14 protein-coding genes are annotated in these 17,151 nt (G+C 59.1%); 7 read left to right on the forward strand and 7 right to left on the reverse strand.

Features of this window, described 5'->3' with window-relative positions:
- The first annotated feature begins 445 nt into the window (after nucleotides 1-445).
- Both M0D66_RS15335 and M0D66_RS15340 read left to right on the forward strand, forming a co-directional pair.
- Complete coding sequence (locus tag M0D66_RS15335) at nucleotides 446-754, forward strand: hypothetical protein (RefSeq protein WP_266210971.1); 309 nt, start codon at nucleotides 446-448, stop codon at nucleotides 752-754.
- Nucleotides 691-1,218, forward strand: coding sequence for a hypothetical protein (locus tag M0D66_RS15340; RefSeq protein WP_211700561.1), 528 nt, complete (start codon nucleotides 691-693; stop codon nucleotides 1,216-1,218). Before M0D66_RS15335 ends, M0D66_RS15340 begins: the two co-directional genes overlap by 64 nt.
- Nucleotides 1,219-1,933: 715 nt before the next feature.
- Here M0D66_RS15340 and M0D66_RS15345 read toward each other — a convergent pair.
- Nucleotides 1,934-2,827 (reverse strand): LysR family transcriptional regulator, encoded by an 894-nt coding sequence (locus tag M0D66_RS15345; RefSeq protein ID WP_093645171.1) that lies wholly within the window; start codon nucleotides 2,825-2,827, stop codon nucleotides 1,934-1,936.
- A 126-nt stretch (nucleotides 2,828-2,953) separates the two neighbouring features.
- On the opposite strand from M0D66_RS15345, the gene M0D66_RS15350 reads away from it, so the two are divergent.
- Nucleotides 2,954-3,802, forward strand: coding sequence for an SDR family NAD(P)-dependent oxidoreductase (locus tag M0D66_RS15350; protein ID WP_266210972.1), 849 nt, complete (start codon nucleotides 2,954-2,956; stop codon nucleotides 3,800-3,802).
- Between the two features lie 1,075 nt (nucleotides 3,803-4,877).
- A complete protein-coding gene (locus M0D66_RS15355) occupies nucleotides 4,878-5,597 on the forward strand; it encodes a tetratricopeptide repeat protein (protein WP_211706937.1) in 720 nt (239 codons plus the stop codon).
- Between the two features lie 284 nt (nucleotides 5,598-5,881).
- On the opposite strand, the gene M0D66_RS15360 is transcribed toward M0D66_RS15355, so the two are convergent.
- Nucleotides 5,882-7,360: an esterase-like activity of phytase family protein gene (locus M0D66_RS15360; protein ID WP_093645162.1), complete on the reverse strand. Its 1,479-nt coding sequence runs from the start codon at nucleotides 7,358-7,360 to the stop codon at nucleotides 5,882-5,884.
- A 926-nt stretch (nucleotides 7,361-8,286) separates the two neighbouring features.
- Nucleotides 8,287-9,024 (reverse strand): hypothetical protein, encoded by a 738-nt coding sequence (locus M0D66_RS15365; RefSeq protein WP_200620411.1) that lies wholly within the window; start codon nucleotides 9,022-9,024, stop codon nucleotides 8,287-8,289.
- Nucleotides 9,025-10,040: 1,016 nt separating this feature from the next.
- On the opposite strand from M0D66_RS15365, the gene M0D66_RS15370 reads away from it, so the two are divergent.
- Nucleotides 10,041-10,514 carry a hypothetical protein gene (locus M0D66_RS15370; protein WP_093645150.1) on the forward strand — a complete coding sequence of 158 codons (474 nt, stop codon included), beginning with the start codon at nucleotides 10,041-10,043 and terminating at the stop codon, nucleotides 10,512-10,514.
- 87 nt (nucleotides 10,515-10,601) lie between these two features.
- On the opposite strand, the gene M0D66_RS15375 is transcribed toward M0D66_RS15370, so the two are convergent.
- Nucleotides 10,602-11,513, reverse strand: coding sequence for a LysR family transcriptional regulator (locus tag M0D66_RS15375; RefSeq protein ID WP_211706936.1), 912 nt, complete (start codon nucleotides 11,511-11,513; stop codon nucleotides 10,602-10,604).
- Between the two features lie 216 nt (nucleotides 11,514-11,729).
- Here M0D66_RS15375 and M0D66_RS15380 point away from each other — a divergent pair, with 216 nt between their 5' ends.
- On the forward strand, nucleotides 11,730-11,942 hold the full coding sequence (locus tag M0D66_RS15380; RefSeq protein ID WP_200620408.1) for a 4-oxalocrotonate tautomerase family protein: 213 nt from the start codon (nucleotides 11,730-11,732) through the stop codon (nucleotides 11,940-11,942).
- A 158-nt stretch (nucleotides 11,943-12,100) separates the two neighbouring features.
- Here M0D66_RS15380 and M0D66_RS15385 read toward each other — a convergent pair whose 3' ends face one another.
- Entirely contained in the window at nucleotides 12,101-13,525 is a 1,425-nt protein-coding gene (locus tag M0D66_RS15385; RefSeq protein ID WP_211706935.1) for an MFS transporter, read from the reverse strand.
- A 395-nt stretch (nucleotides 13,526-13,920) separates the two neighbouring features.
- Between M0D66_RS15385 and M0D66_RS15390 the strand changes: the two genes are divergently transcribed.
- Complete coding sequence (locus M0D66_RS15390) at nucleotides 13,921-15,015, forward strand: porin (RefSeq protein WP_211706934.1); 1,095 nt, start codon at nucleotides 13,921-13,923, stop codon at nucleotides 15,013-15,015.
- A 52-nt stretch (nucleotides 15,016-15,067) separates the two neighbouring features.
- On the opposite strand, the gene M0D66_RS15395 is transcribed toward M0D66_RS15390, so the two are convergent.
- Together M0D66_RS15395 and M0D66_RS15400 are read right to left on the reverse strand one after the other, a co-directional pair.
- A complete protein-coding gene (locus M0D66_RS15395) occupies nucleotides 15,068-16,141 on the reverse strand; it encodes a LysR family transcriptional regulator (protein ID WP_200653971.1) in 1,074 nt (357 codons plus the stop codon).
- Nucleotides 16,142-16,146: 5 nt separating this feature from the next.
- Entirely contained in the window at nucleotides 16,147-17,130 is a 984-nt protein-coding gene (locus M0D66_RS15400; protein ID WP_200574830.1) for an AraC family transcriptional regulator, read from the reverse strand.
- Nucleotides 17,131-17,151 lie beyond the last annotated feature (21 nt).

Genomic DNA, 17,151 nt, shown 5'->3' on the forward strand with positions numbered 1-17,151 from the left:
TCGAACTTGACTAAGTCCTTGAAGATCAGTTGACCCCAGCTATTGCCGCCTGCCAGGGCCTATTCGTCGCAAGTTCATAGCGAACCACGGCGAGAACATGATCGTCGACGTGGGTCTCCCGCAGCTCGGCATCGGTCGCGGCAAGCTTGCCAAGAGTTGATGCCAGGTCAGCAGCTCGAACTGCCGTGTATCGCTCAATCGCGATAGTGAGCGTTTGGGGTACGAGGCCACGCGTGGCGACGAGGCACGGGAGCATCCGCTTCCAGTTCTCGATCCACACGCGAGAAGCAGCGATTTCAGCCGACGAAACTTCCCTGACCGTCGTAGAACACATTAAAGATGTCAACGTTGCGCCTATAAAGTCGCCAACTCGGCACTACGGATCGCCCTGCGATTCAAATCATGGCTGCTAGCGTTCGCCTTGAGCGCAGCGTGTGCCGGTTTCGTGGCATGCCTGAACCTGGTACTCGACAATCCGGAATATCCGCAACCGCCCTGGTTGATCTATTTACATGTGGCTTGTGCATTCATCGGCGCGCTGGCCATCACTCGTTTCATTCAGGGCATTCCCGCCGCACTGCAGGGACCGAGTTCACGGTCCACCGTCGCACAAACCTTTGTCGCCCACAACAGGGTGGCGGTCGTGAACATCGTCGTGCCAGGTAAGAGTGCATTCTTCTCGACGGTCCGGTGCGCCATGATTCTCTGCTTTGTGCTGTGCCTCATGGCACGCTTTCAATCGCGATTCCTCTGAAGAGCATCAACCGCACCGAAGCGTTCGCGCCGGCGCGAACTCTCCTTCTCTATTTCAAAGGGGCGTCGGCGCCCGATGTGGTGGTCTCAACAAATGCTGCCGGCATTTCCGCTAGGCCGTTCGCATATCAGCACTATCTGGATTCAGAAAACAGCCATCAGTCATTCAGCCAGCGTTATGGATCGCAGATCAGCACGGTCGGCATCACCGCACTATTTGCGCTTTGGTTTGGTTGGTCGATCTGGTTGATCCTCGCTGGTCGGAAGCGCGAAGTCGCAAATATGGTTCATGCAGTGACAGTAGTTGAGAACTTGATCCAAGGGCTCCCATCCCAGCCGATGTCGCCAGGGCAACAGCATGACTTCGCGAAAAATTTGGTTTTCGAGATCTGGAGCGCGGCATACCACCGGGCATGGCGCATCAGCAGACTTCTCTCGGTAGCACCTGATCGATCCAAGCTTTGAAACTGCGACGGTGATTGGGAACCGAGAGGTATGCTGGCTACGAAGTCAGAGTCATCCCTTTCACATAGCGGAGGAAGAAGGGGGGGGAACTTAAGCATTTTGCCGATGCGAGGCGAGGAGACCCGGGAAGTCAGGCGACCACACACTGCAGGCGTCGCCCTCGTTCCGATCAAACAGTAATTGCGGCTATCGCCCTTTGGAGCTTTCAGCGTCTACGCGGCGTGGAGCTTAATTGAGGCGCTTACGCATCCCCTTGTCAGAAGCCGTTCCGTGAAGCTGAAGTCTGGGAGCAGATAAAGAGGCTCGGCGGAACCGACAGCAACCCCCTTAGAGCAGCACATCGATCGGATCGTTTGGGAACCTTACTGATTTTATGGTCAGCCGATCACGAAGATTAATACCGGTCCCTTGGAACTCAAGTTTCCAACTCAGCGGGCGGAAACACGTGGCAGGTTTTGTTTTTCTATGGCAGATACTTCCCGGACCGCCTCGCTGGTCTTCCCTGAAACGACGGGTTCTTCGATTTTGCGCACTTTCGAACGACCACTTTCGGCATCGGCGCCGGTGCGCTCCGGGTCGATCAGAGCCGGTCGTCGTCGGGCTCAGTTCGGCCAGGAGCGGTCAGTTACCGGCGTCATTCAAATGACCGCAGCTGGGTCGGCAGTGGACATTTATTCCGCAACATCCGGACCGGGCGCTAATGTCTCAAACCAAATCAAGAACGATAACGAAGCGAGTCGATGACGACACGTACAGCGACCGGAAGTTGGCGTCGGTCGGGATAATAGAGGAAGCTTCCCGCTAGCGTGACAGACCATCCCTCTAACACTTGCGTCAATGTGCCTGACTTCAGGTGGGGTTGCACCTGTTCTTTGAGAACATAGGCGAGGCCGTTTCCCGCCAGGGCGGCATGGATAAGGATATCGCTGTCATTGGAGATAAAGACCGGATCGACTGGCACCTGGACGGATCGGCCCTCTCGCTCAAAGTCCCAGAAATGGAGGGCCTTCGAACTTGGTCGTTGATATCCCAGACATGCATGGCCGGCCACATCGTCCGGAGTGAGCGGCGCGGCATTGTTCTTCAGGTAAGAGGGCGATGCAACCACCGCGGTTCGGTAGTCTGCACCGATGCGAACTGCCACCATGTCCTTAGCCAATAGTTCGCCATTCCGGATGCCCATGTCGAAGCCAGCCGCGACGATGTTTGCCAAGGAATCATCTACCGACAGTTCAACCACGACCTCAGGATAGTCGCGCCGAAGTTGTGTGAGCTTCGGCACGACGAACATAAGCGCTGCCGTGCGATGAACACTGATACGGACACGGCCTGCTGGCCGGCTTCGATTATCCGCAAGCGTCGTCAAGCCTGCCCCGATCTCGATGAAAGCGGGCCGCAACCGGCTCAACAGCTTTTCTCCCGCAGCGGTCGGTGCGACGTTTCTTGTGGTTCTATTGAGCAGCTTGACGCCGAGGCGCGCCTCCAGCAAGCGAATGGAATGACTGAGAGCAGAAGCGGAAACACCGAGCCGCGCGGCTGCACGCGTGAAGCTGGATTCCTCGGCGATGGTTGCAAAAGTTAGCAGATCGGCCAGATCCTCGCGGTTCATTGTTGAGTCTCACTCATGATTTCATACAAAATTATGTCACTAATCAACAAAGCCGACAGGCACTAGACTGCTGGAACTGATGACAGTCCGACGCAATAAGGCGTCGTGCAGTGCGCAGGAGGATCGATGACAGCAAACATGATTGCAGTGGTGACGGGTGCGAGCAGAGGCGCCGGAAAGGGAATCGCGATCGCGCTTGGAGAAGCCGGGGCCACGGTCTATGTCACCGGGCGCAGTGCCACTGGGGGCGAAACGCCCTTCGGCGGTTCAGTAGATGAAACAGCCGAACTCGTGTCTCGCGCAGGCGGGACAGGAATAGGAGTTGTGCTCGATCACGCAGACGATCTGGCAGTGGCAGATTTCTTCGCCGACATCCGTCGTCAACACGGCCGTCTCGATATCCTCGTGAACAACGCTGCAAAGGTTGGTGCACCCGCTCAAGGCGGCTTCTGGCAGAAGCCGTTGGATACGGCCGATGTGATTACTGTCGGCCTGCGCTCGCACTACGTGGCTAGCTACTATGCTGCGCCGCTTCTGATTGCCAATGGCCGTGGGTTGATTGTCAACACCGGACACTACGGTGCCGTCAGCTACCATCAGAACCCGGCCTACGGCGCCCAAAAGGCAGGTGCGGACAAAATGGCGGCCGATATGGCGAAGGAGCTACGGCCATACAATGTCGCCGTGGTTTCCGTTTGGATGGGCGGTTTAGATACCGAACGTGCTCGCGCCTATCTCGCTACGCTCCTCGAAGACAAGCGCCCCAGGCAAAAGCGCGAGTCTCCACAATTTACAGGCCGCACTATCGCCGCGCTCTATGAATTTGAGTCCATGATGGCACTTTCAGGCAGGGCGCTGATCGGCGCGGAGATCGGCGCAACACTCGGGGTGACCGACATCGACGGTAGCCGGCCACGCTCTGATCGCTACGCGATGGGTGGCCCGCCTGAGTTACATCGTTCCCTTACCATTTAAGCCGTCCTGCCATATACAAATCTGAACACTAGCGAAGCGTGTCGGATGAAACCGTGTGATGTCGGCTTTTGTCCGGGCAACGGCCATTCGTGATCGTAGCCTACAGGGTGGCTGTGGGTCGAACCCAGGCGCTCGCCATCCGGCTGAGTTCGGCCTTGGATTCAACCGGTCGCCGGCTCGCGAATTTCAGGCTGCGAACGCCACTTGCGTGAGGCAGACAGCGGCCATAAGCGGACCTTCGACAACCACACCAGAATCGTCGACAATTTGCGTGCTCAACGTCAGAGGCAACCGGGAAGAGAATCATGGACTGCAAGTCTGCCGTATTCGCTGTGGGGCTGCTTTTTGCCGGTGTTGGTCCGATTCAAGCCCAAAACGAGGTCACGTCGTCAGATCCAACGGCGGTCAGGCCAATTCACACAGCCCCTATGGTTCCACCCGCGATGAGTCAAGAGGGTAGGGATGCCTTATGTACCATCTTCAATCGCATAAGTGTCGCGACGAAATCTTTGAAACTCGGGAGCGACTCTCCACCAGTAGTCGGCTATAGCGTCCATGTTGACAGTAGTGGGCAGGTTACGAAAGTGATGAAGAACGCGCGTGCTGAAGATTCCGATTTTGATAACGCTGTCAGGCACGCTCTCGTAGGTTACAACGTGTCTCAACGCCCCGATGGCTTTCCATATGTTGTGACTATCGGGTTCGACGGAGAAGGGCACCTCGATGACAGCTACCATCTGGGAGACTGCCTTATCGCGCACTGACAAGCTTGGCAAACAGCGAGTGTGCAGGTCCAAAGGAGTCTCGCTAAAGCGCATCGGGCCGCGATCTGCCAGGAACGGCCTTTCATTGGTGCCCAATGATTATCGCAGGAATGGCGGTTTTCGATCCGTGAGCCGACGCCCTTGATTAATCGGTTTTTCGAGCGCTACCCGTGCGACGACAAATATCTGATTGACACAAGATAGACCGATTAGTATCTTTGCGTACGCAATCAGGCCATCACATGACCTTTATGTGACGCTATTTCGTCATGTCGTCGTGAAGCGCTTCATCACCCGCTAATGGCGCCGGCATGGCTTCCTATTTTCAAAACGGAAATACCACGCCGATGATATTCTTGTCCATCCGCCGTCTTGCGTTCGGTGTCGCCGTCATGCTGTCCTTGACCGCACTGGGCGGCTGCGCGGTGCCCTCATCCAAGACGCAGTCCGAGCGTGAAGCCGAGGTGGCTGCACACGAAAAAGCCGCCGCGGAATCTGGCAATGTGATGGCCGAGTATCTTTACGCCTCGCACCTCGTAGGTCAGAACGACCTCGCCGGGGCCTTCGTCTATTTCCTGAAAGCCGCGCAGGCCGGCGATGCTTTGGCACAAGCAAAAGTCGCCGGGTACTACTACTACGGAAGTGGTGGCGTAACCAAAGACTATGCCGCCGCCGCGTCATGGATGCGGAAATCCGCCGAACAAGGCAACGACCGCGCGCAATTTTCGCTGTCTACCATGTATGCGGAGGGGGTAGGCGTGCCGAAGGACAAGGCCAAGCAGATTGAATGGTTGGAGAAGGCGGCCTGGCAGTACAACCGCGATGCGCTTAACGCCCTTACTCGCGTGGGCGATCCTCACGGAGTCGTGCAAAAGGTAGAAGCGAACAGAGACGCGTTCCTCCGGGCATCGAACGCGAACGTTCAGGCCGAACGACTCCAGCAGGCGGTACAGCAGCAGAATTCACAACCGGCGCCGCAGCGGCTGTGCCCGGTGACTATGGGTAGTGTTACCGGCCTGGCACCGTGCTGAGAGATCAGGCCGCCGGCAAAGCTGAGAATATGGCGTCCACCGAGGACACGCAAATGGCCGTTGGACTCCGGAAGCGGACTTTCAAGTAAAGCTGGCTCCAATGGCGGTAGAGGGTCGACAAGACTCAGTTGAGTTTCTTGAAAACGACCGTTCGTAGACGAAGATGTGTGTCCCTTCGATTAACGGCTATCGCTGAGTGCCAGCCGTCCAGCGGCGACAAAGAAAACGGGCCGAAAGTGGATCGCGCATCCAGCGTTAAAAAACACGGGATACGCGATCGATGCTCAATGATCGTCGTCAGCCGCGCACATACGGTTATGGTCTTGGCCGCGACCGTGACCGTTGCCGCGCGTGTCGTCATCCACTCCGGGCAGGCGCTGCGCGACATAGGCCGGCAAGTCGCTCGGATCCCACGCGAACACGAAGAACTGATTCGGGTTCGCGATACCGGCCGGATGATTGGAATCGGTTATCGTCCCGATAAAATCGTTATCGTTCGCAATGAACAGCGTGTGCTTTTTCACGCCGCCGACCATGACATCGGGACCGAACGCGAGGCCTTCGAGCTTCGCCGGTATATCGTTGGCGCTGAGACCGTGTGCATTTAGCGTGGTGACGACATCGAGGAACAGGGCCTTCTGGACCGCGTAGGGTGCGAGCCCCGCCTGACTGCTTGCGTTGCTCACATCCTGGGCGCCCGTCAGGTCAATGTGAAACACCTTCTTGAACACTGCCGTCGAATTGTCGCCAAGACCCTTGCCGTCGCGTTCGTCCATCAGCAGTTCGTGATCGTTGACGGCGACCACGTCGCTGATGGTCGGGTACTTCGGCTTGGCTGCCGTGCCGATGTTCGTTAGCGGATACGCAAATTGCGTCATCTTGCCGCTGCGTATATCGATTTTCACGATGCGCGTATAAGCGCCGTCCGTGCCGCCATCCTGGATCAGCGGGCTTTGCATCGCGCCGAACAACGTCTTTCCGTCGGGCGAGATCGCCAGGCCTTCCATGCCCTTGTTCGCCACGCGGCCGGAGGTGTTGAGCGTGATTTCATCGCTACCGAGAGGGCTGAGCGTCGAGACCGCGAACGTATCCGGCAGCTTGTAAGTGTCGATGCGGCGTCCACTGCGGCGATCGAACCGGTAAACGTACGGACCGTATTCATCGGAGATGAATACGGTCTCGCCGTCATTGCTCACGCGCACACTTTCCGGGTCGAAGCGCGCGTTGCGATCATTCGTCGACAAGCGTGAAGGGTCAAAGTTGTCCGAGCGGCCCGAGAAGTAATGCGTGTGATTGCGGCGGTTAAGCGTTGGGGCGCCATCGGGGACGCCGGCAGCCGCGCCCGTTCCGTAGACCAGTGGTTCGGAGGCGTGGAGCAGGGTGGTATCGAGGAGTTTAGGTGTCAGCGTGTACGGCAGTGCTGCGCTCGCCGACGCCGGTTTCAGGCGCAGGCTCAAGGTCTGGAAGCGGTTGATGTACGACGCGGTATCGTCGATCGCGGCGTTGTACGACACGGCATTCGGGCCGCGGTCCGGAACAGCCACGAACGTTTGGCACCCCGCGTAAGCGATGCCCGAACCCAGGCCGCCGAGCAGATTGCCCGCTACACCGTTTTCCAGCGGCGCAGCCGTTTCCTTCGATAAATCGCCGGTCAGACCGCTCAGTTGGCCCATCGCAATGAGATCCACGCCCGCATACGCCGTAGTTGTAAATATGAGCGACGACGCAATCGCCGTCAGAGCAAACAGTCTTGAACGTGACACGATGTCTTTCCTTGAGTGGGCATGGTTCTTGTCGAGCGCGTATGGCGCTGAGTCTTGTCCTCGCTTGTCTTGCTCGCCCGGATGTTTGCATCGGACAAGGACGGACTCGCGCGCAGATCGTCGGCCATTTGAAGGCTGGCGGTAATACTGCGTGAGGGTTGTGACCGATTGATGACGCTAATTAGTTGGATCGGCCGGACGCTCAGATTGGCCAGTCTTGTGCCGCTTGCGCTAGAAACCGGGCCCTATTGCTCGCTGTACCTTGCTGGCTCAGGAGAAACGTCGGAGCCAATTCCCGGAGCGCGCCGGCTGCCTTTCTGTGTTACCTGAAGGGTTTGAGTGCTCACTGGCCGACAATCGCGAAGAGCGGTCTACTGTCGCGGGAATGAGAATATTGGGTGCCTCGTACAGACAGATCCACTCGGATCTACCGCGTTCTAGCGGATCTGTTTCGTGTATCCAGTTGAAGCCACAGTGCTTGCAGCGATAGCGATGTAGAACAACCGGCGGTCGGCCGAAGGGGCGAAGAATTGCTGGGTTGCGATATGTCAGCAGCCCATCGTGGGAACCGTCTGAATCGCCAACCAACAATTTCTGGCACGCTTCGCAGGGCATGGTTTCCTGAAGCCGACCGGGGTGAGCATCGAAGGTAGCACGTTCGCGAAGAAAGGAAAGAACGTTTGGGCGAAAAAATACCCGCTTTGTGGCGGGCTCAATTCATATCAATGGAGACATGGAGGAGACGTAACGAGTACAAACCCTTGGGGCTCGATTGCAATCGCACAACTATGCGCTCTATCTGGCAACCAGTGTCGATGGCATAGCTGCCTGCAATCTGTTCAGCCGTCCGGCGGTGCTGGCGAAGTCGTTCCCCGCTGGCGATTGTAGGTCGAAACTATGACGAGCCTGACGGGACCTTCGAGTGCTTAGGCGGTGCCTAAGCGCGATTCGGCAATCCGCTTCAGATCATCGGGAGTTGAAGCAGATTCAGCCAACCGCCCGAGCAGCTCCGTGGCCCTGTTTTCGTCTTTAGGCCCACCATCGCCAAGCGTCAAACTCACCGCCAGGTTAAGTATTGACCTAGGGAGCCCTCGCGAGGCCAGAGCCTCAAGGAGGTGACGAGCCACTTCGGGTTCTCGCTTTCGGTTGCCGCTTAGCAACTCATCAGCAATCGATTCTACAAACCTCAGCGAGCTTTCGTTTTCCGTTCTGTGTATGCCAGTCATGAGCGCTTGTTCGAAGTGGCCAACGGGACGGTCCGCGGCGTGAGCCAATGTGCTCAGCGCCTCCTGAAAACTCAGATCTTCCTTTGAGCCGGCAAACGGCGCTTCTGTCGGGTTCGGGCCCTCTTCGTGCGCATGTGCGGACGATGGTTGCCACCATCGAACAAATTCGTCGGCGGATTCACCGTGAAGATCAACTGACGATGCGAGCAATTGCGACGCCTGATATACGCGTCTCTCGGTTAGTGTCACGCTGTCACACGCCTCGTCGAGCGCGGAAGCCGCTTTGCTGCCCAGGTCGCGGTGGAGGTCGGTCCAGTCTCTATAGCCGAAGACTTCGGAGGTTACCTGTCGCGCCTGGGATTCCTTTAGCGAAAGGCGGAATTTAAGCCGATTGGCGGCCCGCGTCGGGATAGACGCGTTCTGGAAGTAGATACGCATGGCTTCGGTCCGAGTATCCGTGCCGATGAGCCTCCACAGCCGGCACGGAATCGAAAAGAACTGTGAGGCGGCGCAGGGGGCGTGACGCCCCATCAGAAAAAATACCGTTGGTTTCTCAAGTAGTCAATCCCATGCAAAGAGGTCGGTATTCTGCGCGATAACACAACCTTTCACTTCCAAGCAGACCCGCTCCGCGACAAATTGATTGACTCTCTGGACAAGCAAGATAGTGGGGTCTGGATTCGCGGTCTGAACAAGCAACTGGAGGCCTTCCTGATACGGGCACTACCGATCAAAGAGACCATGGATAAACGGGCGAGGAACGGGCCGCCGAAGGTTCCTCTCAGCATGAAGCTGGGCACTCTGCTTCAGTGGGGCAAAAAAATAGGCATCACGCAGTGTCAGTGCGCCGCACCGTAGCACGTGAATGTCCGCTCAGGACAAATCCCACAGACCGCTCAGGGTCGACTTCAGTCCTCCGCGTTCTCCGAGAGCAGTCATTCGACCGGTTGCGATCAGATGGAGGTCCACCGTCCCTTAGGCCGATGAACCTCCATCAACCGCCAAGTTCGGACACTGACGAACCCCAGATACGCCTACGCGCTCACTATCACCGCAGAGCCAACCAACCGCCCGCGTCCTCTACGGCCTCCGAGTTCACGCCAACCCGCCAACCGCCGCCGCCGACGATGCCTTATCCAATCGGCCAAACGCAAACACTTAGCCTGCCTGGTTGATCGCTACGCGGCTGCCTTGATTTATAATCATCAAGCCGTTGGGAAACACCCGGCGGTCAGGTGTGGAAGCCTGTTGTTCTAACCGCACACCCGCCTAGGCGGGTCGTGCGTCTACCCCTGCACGTCTGTTGTCTTCAATGGGCGGGCTGTGGTGGGGGAGCCGCAAGGCTCGCCGGCTCGTTAGAACACCGGTCTTCCAAACCCGCCACGTGCCCGCTCACCCACTTCCCCAAGCAAGCGAGTGTCGGGCGATCAAAGAAGTACCAGGGAGGTCGCACCATGAGCAACAAACCTACAAAACAATCCCAACCCGCTTCACGCCCGCCAGTCGACGCGCTCCAGTACGAGAAGCTCGCGCTTTCCACCTTCGCTCTCTGCAATCGGCAGTTGAACCAACTCAACACATTGATCACACTTGCGTCCTCGATGTGTAGGAATCCTGCCATCACGAGCGACGAAAGACGACGCCAGCAGACCATGCTTGAATTGCTCGTCGACACAGCAGAGCAATATCATCACGAACTTGAGTGCGACCGTGAGCTATACCAGGTGATCGCGCTCGATGCGAAGGGCATCCCTCAAAGCCGCATCACCGCGAGCCGTGCAGCGCGCCTTCTCGCAGAGGCGTCACAAATAGCGACGACGGAAACACCGGCAGCCACAAAGCCCAGCCCGGCCAAACAAGCGTCAGCCAAATCCGCGACAAACGAAGAAGACGACGCGGACGAACAGCCGGCTCCTGTGCACCACTAACCACCGAGAAAGGCGGACGGCTTCAGTTGGCCGACTGCCGTCCAATGCTCAGCCGCCCGAAAGCGGGCGGCTCTTCCAACCTTGCTTTCAACCGTTCTCACCGCCGAATTTCGCCGCATACACCTGACTCGCCCAATCCACGAAAGCGCGGACCCTCGGAGCGAGCTGCCGGTGCTGGGGATAGAGAATATTGATAGGTAAGCCCGGACTCTCCCAGTCCTGCAGGACCTCGACAAGACGACCATCGGCAAGCTCGTCCTCCACGTGGAAGCGGGGCAGCTGAATCAGACCCGCCCCGCGCAACGCGCAGACGACATAATTCTCAGCGTCGCCCACCGAGATCCATCTACGCAGCTTGAATTCAGTGATCTTCCGCTCGATGCGCAGTTCGATCGCATAGGAGGACTCGCTCGTCTGGGAAAAGAAGCCGACGGCTTCATGCGAGGCCAGATCAGCCGGTGTCGCGGGCATACCCCATCGCGCCAGATAGGCGGGGCTCGCGCAAATGATCTGCGGCACGACGGCCATGGGCCGCGCAATCAGCGACGAGTCGCGCGGACGCCCCCCACGGATCACGCAATCGACACCTTCGCGCACGAGGTCGACGAGGCGATCGCCGCTACTCACCACCAGTTCGATACCCGGATAGCGCGCCCGAAACTCGTCGATGCGCGGCAACACGATGCGTGTGGCGTGCGTGCCATGCAGATCCAGCCTCAATACGCCACGCGGGTTGCTGGTCTGATGCGAGAACGACGACTCCGCATCGTCGATCTCGCCCAGGATGCGCACGCAGCGCTCGTAGAAAGCCTGGCCGTCGAGTGTCGGTCGCACGTGCCGCGTCGTTCGTTCGAGCAGCCGCGTGCCGAGCCGCGCCTCGAGTGCCTTGATGGCATAGGTCGCCGTCGCGCGCGGGATGTCCACCATGCTTGCACCCTTGGTGAAACTGCCCTGCTCGACGATCCGGACGAACAACTGCAGCGTGTCAAAACGATCCATATCCGCCGATCTCGATTAGTTATTCCCATTGAATAGTCATGGCAATTTACCACCATTTATCCAGGTGCTCTGGGCAGGAATAATCGCTCTCAAGGCAGTCGGCCAGATGAACGTCACTCTGGAAAGGAGCAGAAATGGACACTGGTTCTTCACGCGTGGCGGTCCAGGTGCCGAAAACCGACACCCCGTTTTCAAACCCCAATCAAGGAGTTTTTCATGCCATTTGCCAATTACAAGTTTCCGCAAGGCACGCTCGATGCCGCGAAAAAAGAAGAAATCATCCATCGCACGACGGCCATGTTCGTCGAGTACTTCGGGGAGGGCGTCCGTCCTTACTCGATGGTTCTCGTGGATGAGGTCGCCGACGGTGGCTGGGGGCGCGCCGACGAGACCCTGACGATGGAGAAGATGGGTATCCCGCGGAACTGATGTCCATACGGGTGCGAGGATGACCGCCTCGCACCCGTTCAATCGCAAGTCAAACGGTCAAGTGTTGAAGCCTGCAATGCAGAACCGCCCGAAAGCGGGCGGTTCTGCCATCAGCGGATAATGCAAAGAAACGGGTTAAGACCGAAGCAGTAATAGCCTTACTGTCCCACCAGCGGCGCAACGTCGCCGACATGCGCGGCGTCTGCGGCGTCGTGATGTGCCCCGGTCACGGTCGAACCCGTTTGCCCCTGCACACGCGCAAGGCTCAACCGGAACTGCTTGCACCCCAACCACAACAACCCTGCAGCCAGCAGCGTGGCAACAAGATTAACGATCGACATCGAATCACCAACCGCTTTCGGCGCACCGAACACCTTGTCAGTCAGCAACGCGACGAGCGTCGTACCGATGCCAAGTGCGATGAGATTGGAGACCAGCAGAAACACCGCTGAAATCTGCGCACGCATCTGGTTCGGCGCGAGTGTCTGCATCGCGGCGGTCGAAGTGGGCATCGGGAACGACGCGAAGAACATCGCAACGACCAGCAGCGCAAGCGACACGTTCAGACTATCGACCTGTGTGAAAGCAACGGCCGGCACCAGCATTCCAACCGCGCCGATAAAACCCGCGAGCATCGGGCCGTCCGTGCGGCCTTTCTTCATGAGCCAGTCGTTGAGCCACCCGCCGCAGAACACACCGATGGTGTTCGCGACCAGCAGGATCGTGCCGAGCGTGTAACCGGCTTCGGCCGGCGTGAGCCCGAAGTGGCGGATATAGAACGCGGGCGTCCAGCTCATCAGGCAGAACAGCGTCATCGCATAGAACGAGAAGCCGAGGTAGTGGCAGGTGAACGTCTTGCCATGCGTGCCGATGAAGCGCAGCGAGTCGCCCATCGACACGCGCTTTGCCTGGCCGGCGCCATCCCGCATGAGTCCTCGACGCGCCGGATCGCGCACGGTGAGGATAAACAGCAGAGCAACGAGAAAGCCCGGCAATCCGACGATAAAGAACGTGAGTTGCCACGAGCGTACGTCGCCGAGAAGCGGCACGCTGATCGTCGTCATCTGCTTGAGCAGATGGATCACGTACCCGCCGATCAGGAATGCCATCCCGCCGCCGATGAATGAACCCAGCGAATACACGCCCACCGCGCGCCCCAGTTTTTCTTTCGGAAAGTAGTCGCTCAACATCGAATACGTTCCGGGCGACAGCGCGGCTTCGCCCACTCCGACGCTCATGCGGGAAAGGAACATGTGAATGAAGTTCTGGCTGGCGCCGCAGGCCGCGGTGGCGAGGCTCCATAACGCAATGCCCGTCGCGATGATGCGAGGGCGGGCGAAGCGGTCGGCGAGATAGGCGAGCGGCATGCCCATCACCGCATAGAAGAGCGAAAACGCGAAGCCTTGCAGCAGGCTGAACTGCGTGTCGGTCAGATGCAGATCCTTCTTGATCGGCTCGATCATCAGCGCGAGAACCTGTCGGTCGACGAAGGAAAACACATACGCAAGCATGCAGATCAGGACCACGTACCACTCGTACGTATAGCGCCTGCGTGCAGGGTTATTGCTCGTTGATACGGCCATGCCGGTTCTCCTGTGCCTGATATTCGACGAAGTTGCGATGAGGTTTCAATGAGGTTGCGAAGCAGCGTATGTAAACAAATTTCTGAAACATATACGCAAGGCCTGCGCACACACGGAGAGATTCCCCTGGGTCACTAAAGTTTTCCCCAGGAGGCGGCCGGAAAGGCTTGTCCCATAAGGCCCAAGAGGCCGTTGTACGGTGCGCGGCCCACCTCATTCGCGCTGTCTATAAGTGTTATATGTGCGCATTCATCGACGCTCGAAATTGGTGTTCCTAGACTCGCTTCGTTTTCCGCTCCATCAAACGAAAGGCATTGGAGAAGACGGAAAACACGAGCGTCGCGACGGCAAATCCGCGCGGCAGTTAGAACCAGACTTTCGCCGGGACTAAGGGAATGACCAAACGGATGTGGTGCGTGTCGCTGCTGAGCCTCGCAGCGGCACCCGCGCTTGCGCAATCGAGCGTGACTTTGTACGGACGGATCGACACGTCGATCGAATACGCGAATTTCGGCCCCAACCACGTGGTGCGGTTGGGCAGCGGCGATATCTTCGCGACGCAATTCGGCTTGAAGGGCAGTGAAGATCTCGGCGGCGGTTATCGCGCGATCTTCAAGCTCGAAAACGGCTTCAACTCGGCTAACGGTACGCTCGGCAACAACGGCGCGCTGTTCGGACGCGAAGCGTGGGTCGGGCTGTCGGGTCCGTTTGGCGCGATGCAGGCGGGCGTCAATTACACAGTGCTGCATACGTCGTTCGTGACCTACAGCTTGCCGGGCGACGGCGCCGGCCTCGCATGGGGCAATGCGGCGAATAACTTCGTCGGGCCGGCCTTTCTGCGCGTGAACAACTCGATACGCTATTCCTCGCCTCGTATAGGCGGCGTGCTGGTGCGGGCTATCGCCGCGCGCGGAGCGAACGGTGCATCGAACGTGCCTTCGACGCTGGGCGATACGTATGGCGCCTCGGTTAACTACGTGAACGGCAGTCTGTCGATCGACGCCGACTACATGCAGCAGACCTTCAGTCCGGCGAGTGCGGCGGCACTGAACGCGAAAAGTCCGACGGCCGCCGGCAATTACGCGCTTGGGGCAATCTCGTACGATTTCGGCTTCATCAAACCGGCTTTCATCTATCTACGGCATCGCGGCGGGCCGGACGTCACGACGAGCGTGAACGCCGCCAGTTCGAATCCGCACAACGATCTGTTCGAACTCGACGCCACCGTGCCGGTGGGCCGTTCGCTGGTGTTGCTGAGCTACGGTCATTACCGGAAAGTGGCCGACAGCGCAGGCAATGCAGATTCGTTTGGCGTGCGCTGCGACTATCCGCTTTCGAAGCGCACCGTGCTCTATACGGGCGCAGCGATGATCCGCAACGGCGCGCACGCGAACTTCACGGTCAATGGCGCGGCGGGTGGCGGGGTATCGGTGGCGAAGGCTGGCGCGACTGCAAGCTCGGTGGTGGCCGGCATCATGACGGCCTTCTAGGCGGCCGATCAAGCTGACCCGCTGGTGAAGCGGCGGGTCGCTCCCGACGCGTTCAGGCGCTACGTACGCCTTCCGGATTGAGATCGAGCGGCGCGCTGAGCCAGCTGTCGAAAGGCTCACGGGCGCCGATCCGGAACAGCTCCATGAGCACACCGCGCAGCCACCGGTGGCCGGGATCGGTATCGAAACGGCGATGCCAGTAGGCGTTCACGGGCCACGTGAGCGCATCTTCGAGTTCGAACACGGCCGATTCACCGAGCGTGGAGAACGCACGCGCAACGGTGCGGGGCAGAATCAGCGCGTAATCGCAGCGGCTCAGGATAGCCGGCACCACCATAAAGTTCGGCACGGCGATCCGCACACGCGAGGTGAGCCCATAGCGCTCGAGCAGTTCGACCGATTGCGGGTGAGAAGTGACCGCGATGAAGTGCAGCCCTGCAGGCACGTTCGCATTCAACGTATAGCCTTCCCGCAGTTCGAACTGCTCCGCCACGCGCCGCGCCATCAGCAGCACATAACGCTCGTGCAGCAGTTCGCTATGGTGAAAGTGGCTCGACGCATGCGGGAAATGCCCGAGCGCGAAGTCAATGCGACCGGATTCGAGCGCCACGTTGAACTGGCTGTCGTCGATCTGATGGGTTTCGATCACCACACCGGGCGCTCGCGTATCGAGTTCGCGCATCAGCGTCGGCAGAAACGCGGCTTCGGCGAAGTCGCTCATATGCAGGCGGAACACGCGGCGAGACGTGGCGGCGCGGAACTGCGCGCCTTCATCGAGCATGTCCTGGAGAATCTCCAGCACGCGATCGATGGAAATCGCAAGGCGCTGCGCACGCGGCGTTGCTTCGACACCGCCGGGCGTACGCACGAACAGCGCGTCGCGAAACACGAGCCGCAGGCGGGCAAGCGCATGGCTCACGGAAGGCTGCGTGATCCCCAACCGCAACGCCGCACGGCCGACGTTTTTCTCGATGTACACCGCGTGAAATGCCTTCAGCAGGTTCAGATCGAGGTCCCGTACGCGCGGGGCCCCGGCGGTCTCTGCGAAGGCCAACGGGTCATGTTCGTGCGAAACGGAATCGGCAGAAGCGGTCGGATCAGCGGAATTGGCGGGATCGGTCTGCATGGGAGTCAGTTGCGCACCATGCGCTTCGCGGTGGCCGATGGCAGGCAGCCGAAGCGCCGCGCGTACGCCTTGGCGAAATGCCCAAAGCTGTGCACGCCGTGCTCGATGAAAATATCGGTCACCGAGCGTTCAGACTGCGTCTGTAGTGCGCGGTGCACGGCTTCGAGCCTCCGTTCGCGGATATAGCCCCCGGGCGACGTATTGAGGAACTGGCTGAAACCGTTCTGTAGCGTGCGCGTCGAAACACCGGCGGCGCGCGCCAGGGCGTCCATCCGCAGCGGCTCGTCGAGGTGGGCGTCGATATAGTCGCGCGCGCGGCGCACATGGACCGGCAGTGGCGACGAGGAGGCACGGGCCAGCGTCGCGCTGTACGAATGCGGCAGCTGGCTGAGCAGAACCGTCATCAGCCACTGCGTCAGATCGCGGCCGAAGATCCGTTCCTGCGCGGGCTCGTCGAACTGATCGCACAGATTGCACAGGTAGCGCAGGGTCGACAAAAAAACCGTGGTGCCCGTGTGTGCATTGTCGAAAGCGAGATCGAACACGAGCGGTTGTTTGACGCTGTCGTTCAACATCTCGGCAAGCTTGACCTCGAGCGCCTGGCGGTCGATCCGCAAGAGCAGGTTGCGGCATTCGCGATCCGTGACGATGCGGCTCATGCGTGCGGGCGATGACACGCTCAGGCTCCCGGCCCGCAGCGAAACGCGTTCGCCGCCCGATTCCAGCGCGCATTGGCCGCTGAGCGTGGTGCGAAACAGGTAGTGATTGCCGATGTCGCCGGCGTCGATGTGGGTTTCGCTGCCGTAGTGCAGTTCGAGGAGCATCGCCTGATGGAGCGCGACGCCGTATAGCTCGGCGTTGAGCGGGCCACGGTGTGCGACTTCCATCCGGTGCGGACAGAGCACCTGTGACACTTCCCGCTCGATATCCTCGCGGGCGTGCGATGCGATCAGACGGTTACGGTTTCTGCGTGAAATCGCGATTTCCATTCATGGGCCTCGAAGCGGGGG

Source organism: Paraburkholderia sp. SECH2 (assembly GCF_030464795.1).
Taxonomy (GTDB): Bacteria; Pseudomonadota; Gammaproteobacteria; order Burkholderiales; family Burkholderiaceae; genus Paraburkholderia; species Paraburkholderia aspalathi.